Origin of the sequence: Bowmanella sp. JS7-9 (assembly GCF_004329715.1) — a bacterium.
GTDB classification, from domain to species: Bacteria; Pseudomonadota; Gammaproteobacteria; order Enterobacterales; family Alteromonadaceae; genus Pseudobowmanella; species Pseudobowmanella zhangzhouensis.
In genome coordinates this window covers 89,003-104,208 of the sequence record NZ_JXSY01000002.1, presented here as the reverse complement: position 1 = coordinate 104,208, position 15,206 = coordinate 89,003, and the positions used below count along the sequence as shown (strand labels likewise).

The following is a 15,206-nucleotide window of genomic DNA, read 5'->3' as shown; positions in this document are numbered from 1 at the left end:
CCTACGCAGCCCAGATAAGCTCGACATCGGCGTTTTGCAACACCGCACGAATGGGCATTTCCAGACTGTCATCCGCTGATAACGCTTGGTCTAAAACGGCTTTTTTCTTATCACCGGTTAAATGCAAAAAGATATTACGACTGTTCAATAATGCCGGCAGCGTCAATGAAATACGCTGATGTGGTGCCGTCGTCGGCTGCACTGCGATTAGAGTTTGTCCTGAGTGCATATCCAGACCGGCCTTTATTTGCTCAGAACAAGGGAACAATGACGCAGTATGGCCGTCCTCTCCCATGCCGAGAATCAGCACATCGAATGGTCTGGCCATAGCATTGACCCGCTCGGTGACTTCAGTGATAGCATCATTGGCGTCCGCCGCTGTCGTCGTCAGAGAGACAAAGTGAGCGGCGGCGGCGTTATTTTTTAACAGGTGTGTGCGCACCAGCTTCTCGTTGCTCGCCTCATCGTCTGCACTGACCCAGCGCTCATCGGCCAGGCTGACATCCACATTTGACCAGTCCACATCGGCCTGACTGAGGATTTCAAATAATCCCACCGGGGTACGGCCGCCAGAGACCAATAAACTGGCGCGGCCCTGACGTGCAATACTGTTTTGCAGTATATGTGCGATGCGTGCAGCAAACTGTTCGTTCAGTTCCTGCTGAGTTGCATAATGAGTTTCGCGCATGTTATTTACTCTCGTACCAGGCCCGGTCTTCACGCGCCAACAAGGCGATAGACGCAACCGGCCCCCATGAACCGGCCTGATAAGGCGCTGGCGGCTCTTTGGTTTGTTTCCATGCGTCGATAATGCCATCGACCCATGCCCATGCGGCTTCGACCTCATCGCGGCGCACGAACAACGCCTGATTACCCATCATCACTTCCAGCAACAGCTTTTCGTAAGCATCGGCAATCCGTTCATCTTTGAAGGTTTCAGAGAAGCTCAGGTTAAGTTTGGTTTTTTGCAAGTCCATAGACTTAGTGTTGTTCAGGCCCGGTAATTTGTTCATTACCGTCACTTCCACACCTTCATCCGGTTGCAGACGAATTTTTAATTTATTCGGTGGCAATTCCGGGAAGCTGTCTTTAAACAGGTTGTGCGGTTGGCTCTTGAAGTAAATCACCACCTCAGACGTCTTGGACGGCAGGCGTTTGCCCGTACGCAGATAAAACGGCACACCGGCCCAGCGCCAGTTGTCGATCTCCGCTTTCAGTGCGACAAAAGTTTCGGTCTTACTGCGGGTATTGGCATCTTCTTCTTCCAGATAGCCGGGGACCTCTTTACCCATCACGAATCCACGGGTGTACTGGCCTCGTACGGTTTTCTCACGTACGTTACTGACGTCAATTTTACGCAGCGCCTTAAGAACCTTAAGCTTCTCGTCACGTATGCTATCCGCATCCAACGTTGTGGGCGGCTCCATGGCGATCAGGGTCAGGATTTGCAGCAAATGGTTTTGCACCATATCGCGCATCTGACCTGCTTCATCAAAGTAACCCCAACGGCCTTCAATGCCGACCGACTCGGCTACGCTGATCTGCACATGGTCGATACAGTTGTGATCCCAGTTATTGGTAAACAGCGAATTAGCAAAACGCAATGCGATCAGGTTCAGCACCGTTTCTTTACCCAGATAATGGTCTATCCGGTAAATCTGCGACTCGTTAAAATATTCTGCGACCTGGTTGTTAATCACCTTAGAGGAGTCCAGATCGTGACCAATGGGTTTTTCCAGCACTACGCGGACTGAATCGTCGATTACACCCGCATGTTTCATGCCCTTACAGATGTCACTGAACACCGATGGCGGCGTAGAGAAGTAACACACCATCACCCGCTCTGGATCGGTGAAGCGGCACAGGCCCTTGTAGTCATCCATCTTGGTAAAGTCCATTTCCACGTATTCACAACGGGCTTTCAGACGGGCCAGGCTATCTTCACAAATTTCGTCTTTGGTGAAATTACGCACGTTTTCATCGACCATTTGCGCGTACTCTTCCGCACTCATTGTCTGGCGCGCAACCCCGATTAACTTGGTTTCAGGGTGGATCAGCTGAGCTTTTTCTAACTGATATAAAGAAGGAAGTAACTTACGGCGGGCTAAATCGCCGCGGGTGCCGTACAGTACAAAATCACAGGGCTCAAACTTATTATTTACTGACATCTCTTTACCTGGTGTCGTGCGAATAGTTGAAGTGGCTGTAAGTCTACAACAGGTGAAATGACATTTCCTGTTGAGCTACGTTTAGTTAATCGCATTTGATGTAATTTTACAACATTTAACAATTCAATTTACCCAAAACCTGCCTTCGTGTAGCCTAGCCGAATATAAAATTGCGAATGTGTGCGAAATTTACGTACCTTTTACATAACAAACTTCCGCGCTAACGAGTCATTATGAATATATTGGACAAAATTTCTGAGTACCACGGACAGTTAAGTAAATCAGAAAAGAAAGTCGCCGAGACCATTCTGGCAAACCCGCAAAATGCCATTCATAGTAGCATCGCCACTCTCGCCCGCCAGGCGAATGTCAGCGAGCCTACCGTTAACCGTTTTTGCCGCCGTCTTGATACCAAAGGTTTCCCTGATTTTAAATTGCATTTGGCTCAGAGTCTGGCCAATGGCACTCCTTATGTCAGCCGCCACGTAGACGAAAACGACGGGCCTGAGGAATACACCAAGAAAATCTTTGAATCGACTATGGCGTCACTGGATGTTGCACGTCAGTCGGTGGATGTGGTGACTGTCAACCGTGTTGTGGACTTACTGACCCAGGCTAAGAAAATTTCTTTCTTCGGGTTGGGCGCGTCCGCGTCGGTGGCCCATGATGCGCTAAACAAGTTTTTCCGCTTCAATGTGCCTGTCGTGTATTTTGATGACATTCTGATGCAGCGCATGAGCTGTATGAACTGTGATGAAGGTGATGTGGTGGTACTGATTTCTCACACTGGCCGCACTAAGTCATTGGTCGAGATTGCACAAATCGCCCGTCACAATGGCGCCACCGTCGTCGGCATGACTGCCAAAGACAGCCCACTGGCGAAAGAGTGCTCCATGGTGCTGGCGCTGGAAGTGCCTGAAGACACAGATATGTATATGCCAATGGCGTCACGGATTGCCCAAATGGTCATGATTGATATCCTTGCTACCGGCTTTACTTTGCGCCGCGGTCCGCGTTTTCGTGAGAACCTCAAACGGGTCAAAGAAACGTTACGCGGTTCCCGCTTTGACAAATAGCCGCTAACTGCCAGAATTTCGGGACGCTACGGCGTCCTTTTTTACATCTGACGATTAACGACTTTTTTACAACTAAATAACCCGCAGCGATTTTCATTTAAGCGGAGTTGCGCTAGAATTTTGTAATTAAATTACAACATTTGTTGTTTCATCTACTTTTTGAGGCCGTGTCACATCATGATGCATAGAAGAACCAAGATCGTTGCTACCCTGGGCCCTGCTACCAGCAGCAAAGAACAAATTCGCGGTATTTTACAGGCGGGTACCAATGTGGTGCGTATGAACTTCTCCCATGGCAGTGCCGAGGACCACATTGCCCGAGCCAAACTGGTGCGTGAAACCGCCGAGGAAATGGGCAAGTACATTGCGATTCTGGGTGATCTGCAGGGGCCGAAAATTCGTGTCGCCAAATTTGTAGATGGCAAAATTGAACTGGCTGTCGGCGACAAATTTATTCTGGACGCCGATATGGACAGCCTTGCCGGTAACCAACAGGCTGTGGGCATCGACTATAAAGCCCTGCCACAAGACGTCGCCGCCGGTGATATCCTGCTGCTGGATGACGGGCGTGTTCAATTACAGGTAGAAGCGGTTAAGGGTAATCAGGTACATACCGTGGTAACGGTTGGCGGCAAATTATCCAATAACAAAGGTATTAATCGCCAGGGTGGCGGCTTATCTGCTGCCGCACTGACAGATAAAGACAAGCAAGATATCAAAACCGCAGCCGCTATGGGCGTGGATTATCTGGCAGTATCCTTCCCACGTTGCGGCGATGATTTACGTTACGCACGTGAACTGGCCGAAGCGGCGGGTTGCAAAGCACGGATTTGCGCCAAAGTAGAACGTGCCGAAGCGGTAGCCAGTATCGAAGCAATCGATGACATCATTTTAGCCTCGGACGCGGTAATGGTAGCCCGTGGGGATCTGGGGGTTGAAATCGGGGATGCAGAATTAGTTGGCGTACAGAAAAAACTGATCAGCCGCGCCCGTCAGTTAAATCGTGTTGTTATTACGGCGACGCAGATGATGGAGTCGATGATTGAAAGCCCTATGCCAACCCGTGCAGAGGTCATGGACGTGGCAAACGCTGTGTTGGACGGTACCGATGCGGTAATGCTGTCGGCAGAAACCGCGGCGGGCAAATATCCGGTAGAGACAGTCGCGGCCATGGCTCGCGTGTGTGAAGGCGCCGAGACACACCCAAGCGTGAAAATTTCTAAACACCGTCTGGATGAAACTTTCTCCAGCGTCAGCGAAACAATCGCGATGTCAGCGGTATATGCCGCCAACCACCTGGCAAGTATTAAAGGCATTGTGGCATTAACCGAGTCTGGTGAAACCGCTCGCCTGATGTCACGTATTACCTCATCGCTGCCCATCTATGCGCTGTCTCGTCACGAAGACACGCTCAACGTAATGGCGCTGTATCGCGGTGTGAAACCCGTGTACTTTAACTCTAAATTATCTCAGCCAGGTGGGCTGACGCTGGATGTAAAAGCACGCCTGATCGAAAAAGGTTTAGTGCAACCGGGCGATCAATTGTTGCTGACCTATGGCGACAACATGGAAACCGTAGGTGCGACCAACTGTTGTAAAGTGATCACGGTTTAATCCACAAAATTGACTAAAAAAGGCAGCTTTCGCTGCCTTTTTTTATTTCTGCAATCGGGTGAGCAACGAAGACGTATCCCAACGGTGCCCGCCGGCTTTCTGCACTTCCGCATAGAACTGATCCACTAACGCGGTTAATGGCAGGCTGGAGCCGTTTTTACGTGCCTCATTCAGGGCAATATTCAAGTCCTTACGCATCCAGTCAACCGCGAAACCGAACTCATATTCGCCATTGAGCATGGTTTTATAACGATTTTGCATTTGCCAGGATTGCGCCGCGCCCTGGCTAATCACCTCAATCACTGCCGCACAGTCCATACCCGCCTGCTGGCCAAAATGCAGCGCTTCAGCCAGACCCTGCACGACACCAGCGATACAGATCTGGTTCATCATCTTCGCCAATTGCCCGCTACCATGTTCGCCCAATAATCTGCAGCAGCGGCTGTATGCCTGCATGGCATCATTGGCCTTGGCGAAGCTTTGTTCATCACCGCCGACCATGATGGTCAACTGGCCATTTTCCGCGCCCGCCTGGCCACCAGAAACCGGCGCATCTAAAAAGCCAATCTGTTGCTCAGTACAGCGCTGTGCCAGCTCACGGGCAAGTTCAGCCGATGCAGTGCTGTGATCCACCAACACCGCGCCCGCGGTCATGCCCGCCAACGCACCATGGTCACCATAGACAACCTGACGCACATCATCGTCATTCCCCACACACACAAACACGATATCCGCGTCTTTCGCCGCCTGGGCTGGAGTATTAGCCATGCTGCCGGTGTACTGCTCCACCCACTTTTGTGCCTTAATACTGGTGCGATTATAAACGCAGACCTGATATCCACTTTTTTGCAGGTGACCGGCCATGGGATAACCCATCACCCCCAAACCAATAAAGGCAACTTTCTGTGACATACGAGATTCTCTGACTTAAGGGGTTTAATCGGGTTACACTGCCCGACAACATATGTGATTACTATTACGCTAACAATACCAAAAAACAGCCATTACAATGACAAAAAATCTTTATGACTTCTCCGCTTTGCGCAATAACGGTAGCGCAACGTCCATGTCTGAATTTGCCGACAAGGTGCTCCTCATCGTCAACACCGCCAGCCATTGTGGTTTCACACCTCAATATGAAGGGCTGCAAAAACTGTATACCCAGTATCAGGCGCAGGGCTTTGAAATCCTTGCTTTTCCCTGTGATCAGTTTGGTCATCAGGAACCCGGTGATGATATCCAGATTGCGGAGTTTTGCTCGCTCAACTACGCGACGACCTTTCCGTTATTCAGCAAAATTGAGGTCAACGGCGCTAACGCCCATCCACTATTTCGTCACTTAAAAAAGGCTGCGCCAGGTATACTTGGCAGCAAAAGGATAAAATGGAATTTCACCAAGTTTTTGGTCGACCGTCAGGGCAATGTGGTTAAGCGCTACGCTACGGCCACCAAACCGCAAGCGATAGCCGCGGATATTGAACAACTACTTTGAGGATGCGCTATGCAGGTCGCGGTATTCAGCAGTCAACATTATGATCAAACGTTCTTAAGCGAAGCAGTCAAAGCGAGCGGAATACAGCTGACATTTTTTGATGCACGTCTGACCGCACAAACTGCAACCCTCGCCAAAGGTTTTAGCGCCATTTGCGTGTTCGTAAACGATGAGTTGAGCCCCACTGTACTCTATTGCCTGCACGAATATGGCGTTAAACATATCGCCCTGCGCTGTGCCGGGTTTAACAATGTGGATATCAAACACGCCAAACAACTTGGGATCAGTGTTTCCAGAGTGCCTGATTACTCTCCCCAAGCGGTGGCAGAACATGCCGTTGCGCTAATGCTGACCCTCAACCGCAGATTGCACAAAGCCTACAACCGCGTGAAAGAAAATAATTTTACTCTGGATGGCTTACTGGGTTTCAACATGCACCACAAAACAGTAGGCATTATTGGCGCGGGCAGAATTGGTCAGGCAACCATGCAGATCCTGCGTGGGTTTGGTTGCCAAATTCTTTGCTATGACCCGTTTAAACCAGAAATAGACATCCCTGAGGTACGCTTTGTGCCGCTGGATACATTACTCAAAGACAGTGACATTATTTCCCTGCACTGCCCCCTTACTCCGGACAATCAACGCATGATTGATGCCAGTGCAATTGCCAAAATGAAACCAGGGGTGATGCTTATCAATACCTCGCGTGGCGGTCTTGTCGATACCCGTGCGGTCATCGATGCTTTAAAGACCTACCATATTGGTTATCTTGGGCTGGATGTGTATGAAATGGAAAGCGAATTGTTTTTTCAGGATCTATCCGACAGCATCGTTCAGGATGATGTGTTTCAACGCCTGCTTACCTTTCCTAATGTGTTAATCACCGGACATCAGGGCTTTTTCACTCGTGAAGCACTGCAACACATTGCCAGCACGACTATCCATAACCTACAGCTTGCAGAGCAAGGTCAAAGTGACCCACTATCCTTTTTAGTTTCAGGCTAAACGGCGGGCAATCACGTGAAAGTATTTGCCGAGCCACATAAATGGCTCGACCTGCGCATACTGTCGTTCTAGTTGCAGTAGTGCGTCAAACTGTTCGGTTTGCACACGCTTGTCACGCACATAATCATGGAAACAACGGATCCCGGCCTTATGCTGCACGCTAAACTGATGCTTCTCCAAAAAGGCCAGTACCTCACGTGGCGCCTGTGCGTTGGTAGGGTTCATTCTCACCCGATTCGGCACATTAAACCCTTTACTGATGTAATCAAAATTACCATACAGAATATTGCCAAATAACCGGGCATCCTGATTAAAGAAGGTCAGCGAAATTTGCCCACCGGGTTTCACTTTATTCAGCAATCCTTCGAGCACACTATACGGATCTTCCAGCCATTCCATGACAGCATGGCACACCACCAGATCATATTGGCTGTCGTCCAGTGCCTGTATAGCACATTGCGCTGCACTAAACTGCTCAAACGCACCGCAGCGCTGCTGCGCCAGTTCAATCAACTCGGCCGACAAATCAATCAGGTGCACTCTATGACCAGCCTGCAACAATGGTAACGACATCTCGCCACCGCCACCACCGGCATCGAGCACAGACAAAGGAGCTGTGCCGGTGTGCGCCATCACAAACTCTTCCAGCAGAATCTGACGTAACTGCCCTTTACTGGTGCCATAAATATTGTTCTGAAATTTTCTGGCTATCGTATCGAAGCTTTGATCTGGTTTATTATCTGGTTTCATCAATTATTAAGCGTTGATTTTTATGGAAATGTTCTGGTTTAAGAAGCTCGTGGGCAAACTGCTGATGCCATTACCGCTGATTATTATACTGAGTCTGCTCGCCCTGTTCTTGTATAAACGCAATAAAAATCGCGCAGCAAAATCCATCGTCGCCCTTAACATTATGCTACTGCTGCTGGTGACTACGCCCTGGCTGCCAAATCAACTGCTGGGTGCGCTGGAACATGAGTATCCGCAATTCGATCAGGCTCAAGCGGTTGAAGTTGTTGTGGTGCTGGGTTGTGACCATGTGAATGACTTACGCGTGCCGTTAACGTCGCAATTGCGCGCCTGCTCGCTGTTTCGCCTGACAGAGGGCTTGCGTATCCTGCGGGCACATCCCAACGCGCTGTTAATCACCTCAGGTGGTTCGGCAGAAACGTTTAGCAATGCGGAGACCATGCGGGATCTGGCTATAGAATTGGGCGTCCCAGCCCAGCGCATCCGCATGCAGACCACCTCCAGAGACACGGAAGAGGAAGCGCAATTACTCAAACCCATGTTGGCTGATAAGCGTTTTGCGCTGGTCACCTCTGGTTATCATATGCGCCGCGCCATGCGAATTTTTCATCATGCCGGCATGCAGCCTGTCGCCGCACCTACGGAGCATCTGGTCAAAGACAGCGGTGCGCCGCGCAGCTGGCTTGGCAAATTCCCCAGCGCCAGCCATTTAGCCCGTATGGAACTGTATATCCACGAAACCCTAGGCTATTGGTGGCTAATTATACGCGGTAAGTAGAGACTATGCCGGGTTATCGATATCAATAAATTCAACCTGCAAATCCCACGCATCGGCCAGATGCTGCCCTAACGCTTTGATCCCGTAGCGTTCGGTAGCGTGATGGCCTGCGGCAAAAAAATGAATGCCCATTTCCCGCGCAATATGAATGGTTTGCTCGGAGACTTCACCACTAATAAAGGCATCAACACCGGCTTCGGCCGCTTGCTGAATAAAACTTTGGCCACCACCAGTACACCAGGCAAGCGTTTTAATCGGTTGGTCATTGATTTGTTCGGCCAGCACAGTTCGGCCCAGTCGCTGTTGAATATGGCTGGTAAGCGACGCCGCACTCATCGGCTCGCGCAATTGCCCCAGCATTACCATTCCTTCAGGCTCGACCGCAGAAAGTGGTTGCAGAACCTCAATATCCAGCAAGGTGGCAAGTTGTGCATTATTGCCATAGAGGGGATGCACATCCAACGGCAGATGATAGGCATACAGATTGATATCTGCTTTTAACAGCGCCTGTAATCTGGCCTTTTTCATACCTATGATGCGTGGATCTTCATTTTTCCAAAAATAACCGTGATGCACGAAGATTGCGTCAGCATGGCAATCTACCGCCCGATCAATTAGCGCCTGTGATGCCGTTACGCCGCACACAACACGCTGCACCTCTGCACGTCCTTCAACCTGCAATCCATTAGGGCAATAATCCCGGATTTTGCCCACATTCAGTAGCTGACTAACGTACTGTTCCAGTTGTTTATTGTTCATTTTCACGCCTTTTTATTGCTTTTTGGCTACCGATTAGACACATGTGTGAAAAAATTGTATAAAAGGTGTCCTTGAGTAAAGACATTCAACAAGGTAGTTCGAAAAACATGAGTAAATCAGATAAAGATCAGGTTCTTGAAGCATTCAGCCAAGCTTATCAGGCTGCGCACGGCAAAGCACCTGTGATTGAAGCCAAGGGCGGCTGGTATTCCGTTGATGGTGGTAAAAACGTGCGCTTAGCACAACTAGAAGAAATGACCGCGGAATTAGCGGGTGCTAAACCTGCAGCGACCAAGGCTGAAGCTAAACCTGCCGCCAAAGCAGCGAGCAAAGCCGCGCCAGCTAAAAAAGCTGCCAAACCTGCCAAAGCCAAGAAACATAGTGATTTTTCAGTCAAAGCGTTCTGGGCTGAGCAACTGGCGTCACGCGACGGCGCTTGCAAGCTCCCACGCTAAGGTTTCGCTAATAACAAAAAGGGCAGCCTACGCTGCCCTTTTTTAATATCCATATGCCCTGCGATAACGTCGCATCAAAACAAAACACTCTTTGTCACATTCCCAGTCTGGCTGATTGGGCGCGATCCTAAGCACATATTTTTCTTCATCGACTTGCCGGACGACCAGCGCGATTTTCGCCTGGTGTTCCCCACGTTTAATAAACACTTTCTTGCCAACTAACTGTTCGCTCAGCATCGTACGCGTGTCCAAACCAGAACTACCCCACGCGCTAATTTTAATCCATGAAACGATTAAGCTCTAAGTATCAATACTGATGCCTGAGGATGAAAAAACATACGTGACAAATAAAAAAGCCAGCAATTACGCTGGCTTTTTTTATTGAATCAATCACTTAGTTTTGAGGGTTTTCTACCCGGCTTTTTAACTTCTGGCCTGGACGAAATGTCACAACTCGGCGCGCTTTGATCGGAATATCCTCTCCGGTCTTGGGGTTACGCCCCGGACGCTCATTTTTGGTGCGCAAATCAAAATTTCCAAATCCGGATAACTTGACCTGTTCACCGGCCTCTAGTGCCTGACGGATCTCTTCGAAAAACGCTTCGACCAAGTCCTTGGCGTCACGCTTATTGATACCCAGCTTTTCAAACAGGTGTTCCGCCATGTCCGCTTTCGTCAATGCCATAGAGTTTAATCCCTCAGTGTTGCGCCGAATCGCTCATTTAGTTGAACCAGAATCTCATTCACTACCGCCTGAATCTGTTGTTCCTCGAGGGTCTTTTCTACAGATTGCAGCGTCAAAGATATTGCCAGGCTCTTCTTGCCTTCAGCGATTCCCTGACCCCGGTAAACGTCGAACAAGTTTAGGCCAACTAATTGATTTCCGCCAAATTTTTCAATTGTGGACAGAATATCACCAACTGCAAGTTGTTCGTCAACTACTATTGCAATATCTCGGCGATTTGCCGGGAATTTTGAAATATCTTGTGCAGATGGAATGGCTCGCTGTTCTAAATCGGCCACTTTTAATTCAAACACGACACAACGACCAGAAGTGCCCAACAGTTTTTCGAATTGCGGATGCACGGTTCCCATGTAACCAATCAACTGCTCACCAGCATAAATCGCCGCAGATTGACCCGGATGTAACGCGCTGTGCTCCGCTTTCTCAAAACGAAAATCACCGAAACGAGCCGTTTGACGCAACAAGGCTTCAACGTCGGCTTTGGCATCGAAAAAGTCTACGCCTGTATCTTTGCTATCCCAATGCTCAGCGAAGCGGTTGCCACTGATGACACCGGCAATCATCAATTCCTGTCTTACGCCATTTTCGGCGCTGGCATCCGGAATGAAACGCAGACCGGTTTCAAACAGGCGAACACGCTGTTGCTGACGCTTCTGGTTATAGGCAACCAGCGGCAGCAATCCACTCCACAAGCTAACGCGCATGACTGACATATCCGCAGAAATAGGATGCGGTAGTGTCAGGCTAGCCTGCTCAGGGAACAGAGCATTTTGTACTTTAGGGTCGACGAATGAATAACTGATCGCTTCCTGATAGCCGCGCTGCACTAACGCTTGTTTAAACGTATTCAGCGGGGTATTGCTTTCCTGACTATCGAGCATTTTCAGACTCGCAGTCGGTGCAACATTAGGAATATTGTTGTAGCCATATACCCGCGCGATTTCCTCAATCAGATCTTCTTCGATTGAGATATCAAAACGATATTGCGGCACGATGGCCTGCCATCCTTCCGGGGTCTCGGTCACCTGCATGCCCAAACGTTGCAAAATTTCGCGGACCTGTTCATCAGCGACGCTAATGCCCAATACTTTTTGCAAACGGGTTTTGCGCAGCGTCACGCTGGCCGCTTTGGGTAAATGTGTGTCACTGACGGCTTCTACAACCGGTCCGGCTTCACCACCTACGATGTCCAGCAGTAACTGGGTCGCCCGCTCCATTGCCGTGCGCTGTAACTGTGGATCGACACCGCGTTCATAACGATGAGACGCATCTGTGTGCAAACCATATTGGCGGGCACGGCCAGTAATGGCCAATGGTGCGAAGAAGGCGCTTTCCAACAGAATATCTTTGGTGGTCTCGGTCACACCTGAATGCAGCCCACCAAAGATCCCGGCCATAGCCAGAGCTTTATTATCATCGGCAATCACCAGCGTATTAGTTTGCAAGGTAACTTCCGACTCATCCAACAGCGTGAGCTTTTCACCCTCGTTGGCCAGACGAACATTGATGCCGCCATCAATAGCCGCCAGGTTAAAGGCGTGCATCGGATGACCTAGTTCCAGCAATACAAAGTTAGTCACATCCACGATAGGGTCGATGCTACGAACGCCACTGCGACGTAATTTTTCAGTCAGCCACAGAGGTGATACGGTATTAACGTTCACGCCTTTAATTACACGGCCTAAATAGCGTGGACACGCCTCTGGCGCCTGCAAGGTAATCTGCAATGCTGCATCGATGGTTGCAACTACGGGCGAAATTTGCGGCTCACACACTTCCGCGTTATTCAGTACACCCACTTCCCGCGCCAGACCGCGGATGCCGAGACAATCTGCACGGTTAGGGGTTAAATCCACTTCAATGGTGGCATCGTTTAACTGCAGGTATTCACGAATATCCTGCCCGACAGGGGCATCAGCAGGTAATTCGATAATGCCGGAATGGTCTTCAGAAATGCCCAATTCGGAAAATGAACACAGCATGCCATGACTCGGCTGACCGCGTAATTTGGCCTTTTTAATCTTAAAGTCACCCGGTAAAACAGCACCAACCACGGCGACTGCCACCTTCAATCCCTGACGGCAGTTAGGTGCGCCACAGACGATATCCAGCAACTCATCTGCCCCTACGTTAACCTTAGTTACCCGCAGTTTATCGGCATCCGGATGCTGTCCGCATTCCACCACTTCACCAATCACCACACCGGAAAACTCGCCGGCGACAGCTTCAACACTATCGACTTCCAGGCCTGCCATGGTGATTTGATGGGCTAATTCATCACGACTAACCGCAGGGTTGACCCATTCTCTTAACCAGCTTTCACTAAATTTCATCTTATCCCTGCCCCTTAATTGAACTGCTTAAGGAAACGTAAATCGTTTTCGAAGAAGGCGCGCAAATCATTGACGCCATAGCGCAACATGGTCAGACGCTCAACGCCCATACCAAACGCAAACCCGGTATACACTTCCGGATCAATGCCCACTGAACGCAATACATTCGGGTGCACCATGCCGCAGCCCAATACTTCCAGCCATTTGCCGTTATCACCCATTACATCCACCTCAGCACTTGGCTCAGTGAAAGGGAAATAAGACGGACGGAAACGCACAGTCAGCTCTTTCTCGAAAAAATGATTCAGGAAGTCATGCAAAATGCCTTTGAGCTCAGTAAAGCTGACGTTTTTATCCACCATCAGGCCTTCTACCTGGTGGAACATCGGCGTATGCGTCTGATCGTAATCGTTCCGGTAAACCCGTCCTGGCGAAATAATCCGCAGCGGTGGCGCTTCTGCCTCCATAGTACGGATCTGCACGCCCGAGGTTTGGGTACGCAGCATTAAGTCCGGATTGAAATAAAACGTATCATGGTCAGCACGTGCAGGGTGGTGTGCAGGAATATTCAACGCATCAAAGTTATGGAACGCATCTTCTACTTCCGGGCCAGATTTAACAGCAAAACCCAACTCGTTAAAAAATGACTCGATTCGCGCAATCGTACGGGAAACCGGGTGTAGGCCCCCCACTTCACTATGACGACCCGGCAGCGTAACGTCGACTGTTTCACTGGCCAGCTTGGCATTTAACGCGGCCATACGCAGCTGCTCACCCTTAGCGGTAAGTAATTGCTGAATACGCTGTTTCGCTTCATTAATTTTTTGACCCGCGGCAGGTCGCTCTTCGGCTGATAACTTGCCCAAGCTCTTTAACTGCTCGGTTAACTTGCCTTTTTTACCCATGTAGTCAACACGAACTTCTTCCAGTTCTGCGACCACGGAGGCGGCATTTATCTCAGCTTCGGCCTGCTGGATGATGGCTTCTAGCTCCATTTTATCCCCGTAGTAGTGGCGAATCGCCGGTATGCATACCGGCTATTGACGTTCGATTATTAAAAGCCCGAAATTCTACACGATTTCAGGGGTTTGCGGCTATACATTCCGAATGGATGATACGTTTTATTCAGGTATTTCACGCTGAAACTTGTTGTGCCGGAATGACTGAAAAGACGGCAACTCTCCGCGTCGGGTTAAATTATCGATCATGGCTTTTTGTAGTGAGCGTAAATTGGGCGGTAACGCTGTCAGCACCCGTTCCGGCATATACAAATAAGCCTGGCGTTGGCCGTGTTGTTCAAAGGGTTTTCCCACCGGAATTAACTCAATGCCGAGCAAAGCCATGGTTCTGGCCATTCGTGGCTGCAGTACCACGTAACCGTACTGCACGTGATAGTAGCGCGACAAACTAAAGGCTAAAAAATACAGTGCCATACCCAAATAGGGTAACAAGCGCGAATTTTGCAAATCGGCCTGAGGATGCACTCCATCGGCTGTTGCCTGCCAACCGCCCCGGTCAACACTGCGCCGCCGAAAATGCGCCGGGATCGCTAACTTTGAAATCTCACATATCGAGGTTGGATGAAAATGGTGAGGATGATTCGCCTCCAGACGCAAAGCTGCCGATGCGGCGCGCTCTACTGGCAATGGCTGACCGGCATGGTGCGGGAGTACCAAACGGACCGTTCCTGCACATGCTCCGGACGATTTGTGTCGGACAAACCCAATGACACTGTACGCATCAAATTCATCGTTATCTATGCGCTGCGACGAAGGCAGATGCTGCTTGAGCTCTTCTGCAAACACCTGATGACGGGTTTGATAGCACAAACGCTTTTCGTGCTCATCATTGGCGATGTGCAAGGTGAAATAACGGGAGAAATGTTGATGAATCTGATCGACGGAACGGCTGAGATATTTCAGATTAAAGTTTGCAAGAAATGCACGGACATGACGACGTTGCCCGCCCATTTTCGCGCTAAAGCGTGGAATATGCTGCATTTTGTTCATCCTGACCAAACTCAAATCCAGT

The 15,206-nt window shown here is 49.7% G+C and carries 16 protein-coding genes; 6 read left to right on the top strand and 10 right to left on the bottom strand.

Annotation, left to right across the window (positions count from 1 at the left end; genetic code table 11):
- Position 1: 1 nt before the first annotated feature.
- Entirely contained in the window at positions 2-688 is a 687-nt protein-coding gene (pgl, locus tag TK45_RS00835; RefSeq protein WP_131256728.1) for a 6-phosphogluconolactonase, read from the bottom strand.
- 1 nt (position 689) lies between these two features.
- Entirely contained in the window at positions 690-2,168 is a 1,479-nt protein-coding gene (zwf, locus tag TK45_RS00830; protein ID WP_131256727.1) for a glucose-6-phosphate dehydrogenase, read from the bottom strand.
- A gap of 233 nt (positions 2,169-2,401) precedes the next feature.
- Here zwf and TK45_RS00825 point away from each other — a divergent pair, with 233 nt between their 5' ends.
- A complete protein-coding gene (locus TK45_RS00825) occupies positions 2,402-3,244 on the top strand; it encodes a MurR/RpiR family transcriptional regulator (protein ID WP_131256726.1) in 843 nt (280 codons plus the stop codon).
- 180 nt (positions 3,245-3,424) lie between these two features.
- Positions 3,425-4,858, top strand: a complete 1,434-nt coding sequence (gene pyk, locus TK45_RS00820; protein ID WP_131256929.1) for a pyruvate kinase — start codon at positions 3,425-3,427, stop codon at positions 4,856-4,858.
- Between the two features lie 42 nt (positions 4,859-4,900).
- Here pyk and TK45_RS00815 read toward each other — a convergent pair whose 3' ends face one another.
- Positions 4,901-5,770, bottom strand: coding sequence for an NAD(P)-dependent oxidoreductase (locus tag TK45_RS00815; protein ID WP_131256725.1), 870 nt, complete (start codon positions 5,768-5,770; stop codon positions 4,901-4,903).
- A 97-nt stretch (positions 5,771-5,867) separates the two neighbouring features.
- Between TK45_RS00815 and TK45_RS00810 the strand changes: the two genes are divergently transcribed.
- Both TK45_RS00810 and TK45_RS00805 read left to right on the top strand, forming a co-directional pair.
- Positions 5,868-6,350 carry a glutathione peroxidase gene (locus TK45_RS00810; RefSeq protein WP_131256724.1) on the top strand — a complete coding sequence of 161 codons (483 nt, stop codon included), beginning with the start codon at positions 5,868-5,870 and terminating at the stop codon, positions 6,348-6,350.
- 9 nt (positions 6,351-6,359) lie between these two features.
- Positions 6,360-7,355, top strand: a complete 996-nt coding sequence (locus TK45_RS00805) for a 2-hydroxyacid dehydrogenase (protein ID WP_131256723.1) — start codon at positions 6,360-6,362, stop codon at positions 7,353-7,355.
- Here TK45_RS00805 and TK45_RS00800 read toward each other — a convergent pair.
- Entirely contained in the window at positions 7,347-8,105 is a 759-nt protein-coding gene (locus TK45_RS00800) for a methyltransferase (RefSeq protein WP_131256722.1), read from the bottom strand. The genes TK45_RS00805 and TK45_RS00800 overlap by 9 nt on opposite strands.
- A 22-nt stretch (positions 8,106-8,127) precedes the next feature.
- Between TK45_RS00800 and TK45_RS00795 the strand changes: the two genes are divergently transcribed.
- The gene (locus tag TK45_RS00795) at positions 8,128-8,883 is read left to right on the top strand and encodes a YdcF family protein (RefSeq protein ID WP_131256721.1); all 756 of its coding nucleotides are present in this window, start codon (positions 8,128-8,130) and stop codon (positions 8,881-8,883) included.
- A gap of 3 nt (positions 8,884-8,886) precedes the next feature.
- Here the strand turns inward: TK45_RS00795 and TK45_RS00790 are convergent, their stop codons facing one another.
- Positions 8,887-9,648: a Nif3-like dinuclear metal center hexameric protein gene (locus TK45_RS00790; protein WP_371414245.1), complete on the bottom strand. Its 762-nt coding sequence runs from the start codon at positions 9,646-9,648 to the stop codon at positions 8,887-8,889.
- A 101-nt stretch (positions 9,649-9,749) separates the two neighbouring features.
- Between TK45_RS00790 and TK45_RS00785 the strand changes: the two genes are divergently transcribed.
- Positions 9,750-10,097, top strand: coding sequence for a hypothetical protein (locus TK45_RS00785; protein WP_131256719.1), 348 nt, complete (start codon positions 9,750-9,752; stop codon positions 10,095-10,097).
- 42 nt (positions 10,098-10,139) lie between these two features.
- Here the strand turns inward: TK45_RS00785 and TK45_RS00780 are convergent, their stop codons facing one another.
- The 5 genes from TK45_RS00780 to TK45_RS00760 all read right to left on the bottom strand — a co-directional run bounded on the left by TK45_RS00780 (position 10,140) and on the right by TK45_RS00760 (position 15,175).
- The gene (locus TK45_RS00780) at positions 10,140-10,334 is read right to left on the bottom strand and encodes a DUF3912 family protein (RefSeq protein WP_131256718.1); all 195 of its coding nucleotides are present in this window, start codon (positions 10,332-10,334) and stop codon (positions 10,140-10,142) included.
- Positions 10,335-10,491: 157 nt separating this feature from the next.
- Entirely contained in the window at positions 10,492-10,782 is a 291-nt protein-coding gene (gene ihfA / locus TK45_RS00775) for an integration host factor subunit alpha (protein ID WP_131256717.1), read from the bottom strand.
- A 5-nt stretch (positions 10,783-10,787) separates the two neighbouring features.
- The gene (pheT, locus tag TK45_RS00770; protein WP_131256716.1) at positions 10,788-13,175 is read right to left on the bottom strand and encodes a phenylalanine--tRNA ligase subunit beta; all 2,388 of its coding nucleotides are present in this window, start codon (positions 13,173-13,175) and stop codon (positions 10,788-10,790) included.
- A gap of 14 nt (positions 13,176-13,189) precedes the next feature.
- Positions 13,190-14,170, bottom strand: a complete 981-nt coding sequence (gene pheS / locus TK45_RS00765; protein WP_131256715.1) for a phenylalanine--tRNA ligase subunit alpha — start codon at positions 14,168-14,170, stop codon at positions 13,190-13,192.
- Positions 14,171-14,296: 126 nt separating this feature from the next.
- Entirely contained in the window at positions 14,297-15,175 is an 879-nt protein-coding gene (locus TK45_RS00760; RefSeq protein WP_165490670.1) for a PEP-CTERM/exosortase system-associated acyltransferase, read from the bottom strand.
- Positions 15,176-15,206: the final 31 nt, after the last annotated feature.

What these genes read in the sequence shown, in the direction of transcription:
- pheT (WP_131256716.1), bottom strand. Translation starts at nt 13,175, where the DNA reads ATGAAATTTAGTGAAAGCTGGTTAAGAGAATGGGTCAACCCTGCGGTT.
- ihfA (WP_131256717.1), bottom strand. Translation starts at nt 10,782, where the DNA reads ATGGCATTGACGAAAGCGGACATGGCGGAACACCTGTTTGAAAAGCTG.
- TK45_RS00760 (WP_165490670.1), bottom strand. Translation starts at nt 15,175, where the DNA reads ATGCAGCATATTCCACGCTTTAGCGCGAAAATGGGCGGGCAACGTCGT.
- TK45_RS00800 (WP_131256722.1), bottom strand. Translation starts at nt 8,105, where the DNA reads ATGAAACCAGATAATAAACCAGATCAAAGCTTCGATACGATAGCCAGA.
- TK45_RS00795 (WP_131256721.1), top strand. Translation starts at nt 8,128, where the DNA reads ATGGAAATGTTCTGGTTTAAGAAGCTCGTGGGCAAACTGCTGATGCCA.
- zwf (WP_131256727.1), bottom strand. Translation starts at nt 2,168, where the DNA reads ATGTCAGTAAATAATAAGTTTGAGCCCTGTGATTTTGTACTGTACGGC.
- pyk (WP_131256929.1), top strand. Translation starts at nt 3,425, where the DNA reads ATGCATAGAAGAACCAAGATCGTTGCTACCCTGGGCCCTGCTACCAGC.
- TK45_RS00815 (WP_131256725.1), bottom strand. Translation starts at nt 5,770, where the DNA reads ATGTCACAGAAAGTTGCCTTTATTGGTTTGGGGGTGATGGGTTATCCC.
- pheS (WP_131256715.1), bottom strand. Translation starts at nt 14,170, where the DNA reads ATGGAGCTAGAAGCCATCATCCAGCAGGCCGAAGCTGAGATAAATGCC.
- TK45_RS00825 (WP_131256726.1), top strand. Translation starts at nt 2,402, where the DNA reads ATGAATATATTGGACAAAATTTCTGAGTACCACGGACAGTTAAGTAAA.
- pgl (WP_131256728.1), bottom strand. Translation starts at nt 688, where the DNA reads ATGCGCGAAACTCATTATGCAACTCAGCAGGAACTGAACGAACAGTTT.
- TK45_RS00805 (WP_131256723.1), top strand. Translation starts at nt 6,360, where the DNA reads ATGCAGGTCGCGGTATTCAGCAGTCAACATTATGATCAAACGTTCTTA.
- TK45_RS00780 (WP_131256718.1), bottom strand. Translation starts at nt 10,334, where the DNA reads ATGCTGAGCGAACAGTTAGTTGGCAAGAAAGTGTTTATTAAACGTGGG.
- TK45_RS00785 (WP_131256719.1), top strand. Translation starts at nt 9,750, where the DNA reads ATGAGTAAATCAGATAAAGATCAGGTTCTTGAAGCATTCAGCCAAGCT.
- TK45_RS00810 (WP_131256724.1), top strand. Translation starts at nt 5,868, where the DNA reads ATGACAAAAAATCTTTATGACTTCTCCGCTTTGCGCAATAACGGTAGC.